The sequence below is a fragment of the Arthrobacter sp. SPT-J7 genome (assembly GCF_059089965.1).
Map to the genome: position 1 here is coordinate 1 of NZ_JBNHFF010000247.1, position 4,621 is coordinate 4,621.

The window sequence follows — 4,621 nt, forward strand, 5'->3', positions numbered from 1 at the left end:
CCTGACGTTTGCGGGCAGCCTCCAGGGGGTAACCCGGACGCTGCCGCTGGAAATCTACCTCCAGCGTGAAACTGACCCGGATGCCGCCGTCGCCCTCTCCCTGGTGCTGGTGGCCGTGGCGGTGGCCGTGGTGGCGCTTGCGTACCGCCGGCCCGGCGGGCGGGCAGACCCGGCGTCCGCGCACCGGACGACGACGGCCGGCGCCGCGGTGAGGAACGTCGCGTGACGTTCCTCTTTGAGGCGGCCGTGGCCGGGCGGGGGTTCGACGTGGCACTGACGGTCGGTCCACGCGAAACGGTTGCGGTGATGGGGCCGAACGGGTCGGGCAAATCCACGCTGCTGGCCGTGGTCGCGGGACTGCTGCGGCCGGACAGCGGGCGGGCGGAGCTTAACGGACGGACGCTGTTCGACCTCTCGCCGGGCAGGAGCCGATGGGCGCCGCCCCATCACCGTGGTACGGCGCTGCTCGCCCAGGAACCCCTGCTGTTCCCCCACCTCAACGCCTTGGAAAACGTGGCCTTCGGTCCGCGGAGCACCGGGGTGGCGAAGCGCCGGGCGAGGGCCGATGCCGTCCGCTGGCTGGCCGAAGTGGAAGCCCAGGAACTCCGTGGCCGCCGCCCCGCCGAGCTTTCGGGCGGCCAGGCCCAGCGCGTCGCGGTGGCCAGGGCGCTGGCCGCGGACCCGGGACTCCTCCTCCTGGATGAGCCGATGGCTGCGCTGGACATCCAGTCCGCGCCGCTGCTCCGCCGCCTGCTGAAACGGGTCCTCGCAGACAAGCCGGCGATCATCATCACCCATGACGTCCTGGACGCGCTGATGCTGGCGGACCGCGTGGTCATCCTGGAAGGGGGCCGGATCTCAGAGGAAGGCCCGACCCGCGAGGTACTCGAACGGCCCCGCAGCACATTTGCGGCCGGGCTGGCGGGGCTGAACCTGATTCCTGGAACTCTCGGCCGGGTCGGGTTCAGAACATCAGACGGCCAGATCATCGCCGGCCATGCGGAGGAAGCAGGCCCGGCGGGGGAAGGTGACCGGGCAGCGGTGGCCGTGTTCCCGCCGTCGGCCGTTTCCGTTTTCCTCGATGACGCCCATGGCAGTCCACGCAACTACTTCGAGGTGACCATCACGGACCTCGAACCGCACGGCGACCTGATCCGGGTGCGGGCGGGACGCCTGGCAGCGGATATCACTCCCGCCGCTTCGGCAGACTTGGGCCTGGCCCCCGGCCTGCCCGTGCACTTCGTCGTCAAAGCGACGGCCGTAGCAATTTACCTTGCTTGAGCGGGCACGCCGCTGCCTGGGGCGCGATATTCGAAAAATAGGGGAGCCACCAGCCGCCCTATTAATGCCTTGCTTGAACCGGCGCGGTGCTCCCCGGAACCTACATCCCCGGCAGGTCCAGGGACTCGTAAACCTGGATACTTGCGCCGGGCATCATGAGGTGCGGGTGCCCGTCCAGAAGCGCCTGGGCACCGGCAAGGTCCTGCGCCTGGAGGATCGCATAACCGGCCACGCCGGTGCTTCCGTCCGCCGTGCGGGTTGCCGTGATCTCCTTCCCGGCACCCAGCGGGTTGCCCATGTCCACCAGGCCTTCACCTGCCCGCTCGGCCCATGCCAGCCAGGCTTTCATGCCCTCCTGGGCTGCCTCCGGCGAGCTTTCTGCCATTTGCGCCTGAGCGGATTGCGCTGCGATGTAGAGAACAACAAACTTCTTCATTGCCTGTCCCGTCTGCCATGCGCCGGCGGCACCGTGCTCCCGGTCACAAGGCGATCCTAGGGCGGATCGGCAGCCCTGGAAACGGGTGGCCGCCCGTGTCGTGCGTCCTGGTTCGCTCAGGGAAAACAGGAAATAAAAGTACCCTCACCAAAGTTGAGCGTAGTAGACTCAACCTAAGACAACAGGCTTTGAAAGGAGCTCTCTTTGGACGTCAAATTCACCACCAAGAGCCAGGAGGCTCTTTCGGCTGCCGCCATGAACGCCTCCACGGCCGGCAACCCTCAGGTGGAACCCGCCCACCTGCTCAAGGCGCTGATGGACCAGCGTGACGGCGTCGCCGTGGCGCTGATCCGAGCCACCGGCGCGGACCCGGACGCCGTAAGCGTCCAAGCGAGCAGCGCCATCAAAGCGCTGCCGGCCACCTCCGGCGCTTCCAGCCAGCAAGCCCAGCTGTCCCGGCCTGCCCTGCAGGCCATCCAGAACGCCAAGGAGGAAGCCGACCGGCTGGGCGACACTTTCGTCTCCACCGAAGTGCTTTTGCTGGGGCTTTCCGCCGGAAGCGACGCGGCCGCCCGGTTGCTGCGCGACGCTGGCGCCTCCCATGAGGCCCTGCTCGCCGCCCTGCCCGGAGTCCGCGGCGACCGGAAAGTCACCAGCCCGGACCCGGAGAACACCTTCCAATCCCTGGAAAAGTTCGGCACGGACCTTACCGCCATGGCCCGGTCAGGCAAGCTGGACCCGGTGATCGGCCGCGACACGGAAATCCGGCGGATCGTCCAGGTCCTGAGCCGCCGCACCAAGAACAACCCCGTGATCATTGGTGAGCCGGGCGTCGGCAAGACCGCCGTGGTGGAGGGTCTGGCCCAGCGCATCGTGGCGGGGGATGTGCCCGAAAGCCTGCGCGGCAAGACCCTGATCGCCCTGGATCTTGCCTCGATGGTAGCTGGCGCCAAGTACCGCGGCGAATTCGAGGAACGCCTCAAGGCCGTCCTGGAGGAGATCAAGAACTCCGAAGGCCAGATCGTCACCTTCATTGACGAAATCCACACGGTGGTGGGCGCAGGTGCCACCGGCGAGTCCTCCATGGACGCCGGCAACATGCTCAAGCCCATGCTGGCGCGCGGCGAGCTGCGGCTCATCGGCGCCACCACCTTGGATGAGTACCGGGAGAACATCGAAAAGGACCCGGCACTGGAGCGCCGTTTCCAGCAGGTGTACGTGGGGGAGCCCAGTGTTGAGGACACCATCGGCATCCTCCGCGGCCTGAAGGAGCGCTATGAGGCGCACCACAAGGTGGCTATTGCCGACTCCGCCCTGGTGGCCGCGGCGACGCTTTCAAACCGCTACATCTCCGGCCGCCAGCTGCCGGACAAGGCCATTGACCTCGTGGATGAGGCCGCATCCAGGCTGCGCATGGAAATCGACTCCGCTCCGGAGGAGATTGACCAGCTGCGCCGCGCCGTGGACCGGCTCACCATGGAGGAGCTGGCACTGGAAGGCGAAGCCGACGCCGCGTCGGTGGAGCGCCTTGCCGCACTCCGCGCTGACAAGGCGGACAGGGAAGAGGAACTCGCGGCACTGAACGCCCGGTGGGAGGCCGAAAAGGCCGGCCTCAACCGGGTGGGCGACCTCAAGGCGAAGCTGGACGAACTGCGCTCCACCGCGGACAAGGCACAGCGCGAAGGCGACCTGGAGACGGCATCGCGGATCCTCTACGGCGAGATCCCGGCCCTGGAGCGTGAGCTGGACGCTGCTGCGGAAGCGGAAGCCGCTGTCACGGACAAGTCCGCGCAGATGGTTGCGGAGCAGGTGACCGCGGACGACATCGCCGAGGTCATCTCGGCCTGGACCGGCATCCCCGCCGGCCGCATGCTGCAGGGTGAAAGCCAGAAGCTGCTGCACATGGAGGAGGAGCTCGGGAAGCGCCTGATCGGCCAGAAGAAGGCCGTCACGGCGGTTTCCGACGCCGTCCGCCGCGCCCGCGCCGGCATCAGCGATCCCAACCGCCCCACGGGCTCGTTCCTGTTTCTCGGCCCCACGGGCGTGGGTAAGACGGAGCTTGCCAAGGCCCTGGCGGACTTCCTGTTCGACGACGAGCGCGCCATGGTGCGGATCGATATGTCCGAGTACGGGGAGAAGCATTCGGTGGCGCGGCTTGTGGGTGCGCCACCCGGTTATGTGGGCTACGAGGAGGGCGGCCAGCTGACCGAGGCCGTCCGCCGCCGCCCTTACTCCGTGATCCTGCTGGACGAGGTGGAGAAAGCCCACCCGGAAGTCTTCGACATCCTCCTGCAGGTGCTCGACGACGGCCGCCTCACCGATGGCCAGGGCCGCACCGTGGACTTCCGCAATGCAATCCTGGTACTGACGTCCAACTTGGGCAGCCAGTTCCTGGTGGACCCCTCGCTGGATGCCGAGGCCAAGCGGAACGCTGTGATGGCCACCGTCACCGCCTCCTTCAAGCCGGAGTTCCTGAACCGGCTGGATGAAGTGGTGCTGTTCGATCCACTGTCCGTGGAAGAGCTGGCCCGCATCGTTGAACTGCAGGTGGCCGAACTGGGCCGGCGGCTGCACGAGCGCCGGCTCACCCTCGACGTCACCGACGGCGCCCGTGCCTGGCTGGCCATGTCCGGCTTCGATTCCGCGTACGGTGCCCGGCCGCTGCGCCGGCTGGTCCAGCGGGAAATCGGCGACCGCCTGGCCAGGGCCATCCTGTCCGGCGAGATCGCTGACGGGGACACGGTGCTGGTGGACACGGCCACCGACGTCGTTGAACTCACCATTGAAAGGTTGGAGGCCCTCGCCGGGCCCAACGGCGGCGCCGTCCCGGGAACGGGGCTGGTGGTCCGCCGGAAGGCTTAGTTCCGCGGATTGGTCTCGAGCGTGCTGCCCTGGTGCCCCAAG

At 67.8% G+C, this 4,621-nt stretch carries 3 protein-coding genes and 1 pseudogene; 3 read left to right on the forward strand and 1 reads right to left on the reverse strand.

Features of this window, described 5'->3' with window-relative positions; genetic code table 11:
* Positions 1 to 226: pseudogene (locus AC5RWX_RS30535) on the forward strand (molybdate ABC transporter permease subunit); the annotation flags it as partial.
* The gene (locus tag AC5RWX_RS30540; protein ID WP_494099955.1) at positions 223 to 1,281 is read left to right on the forward strand and encodes a sulfate/molybdate ABC transporter ATP-binding protein; all 1,059 of its coding nucleotides are present in this window, start codon (positions 223 to 225) and stop codon (positions 1,279 to 1,281) included. The pseudogene AC5RWX_RS30535 and the gene AC5RWX_RS30540, both read left to right, overlap by 4 nt.
* Before the next feature lie 100 nt (positions 1,282 to 1,381).
* Here AC5RWX_RS30540 and AC5RWX_RS30545 read toward each other — a convergent pair whose 3' ends face one another.
* The gene (locus AC5RWX_RS30545) at positions 1,382 to 1,717 is read right to left on the reverse strand and encodes a YciI family protein (RefSeq protein WP_494099956.1); all 336 of its coding nucleotides are present in this window, start codon (positions 1,715 to 1,717) and stop codon (positions 1,382 to 1,384) included.
* Between the two features lie 204 nt (positions 1,718 to 1,921).
* Between AC5RWX_RS30545 and clpB the strand changes: the two genes are divergently transcribed.
* A complete protein-coding gene (gene clpB, locus AC5RWX_RS30550) occupies positions 1,922 to 4,579 on the forward strand; it encodes an ATP-dependent chaperone ClpB (protein ID WP_494099957.1) in 2,658 nt (885 codons plus the stop codon).
* Positions 4,580 to 4,621: the final 42 nt, after the last annotated feature.

What these genes read in the sequence shown, in the direction of transcription:
- AC5RWX_RS30545 (WP_494099956.1), bottom strand. Translation starts at nt 1,717, where the DNA reads ATGAAGAAGTTTGTTGTTCTCTACATCGCAGCGCAATCCGCTCAGGCG.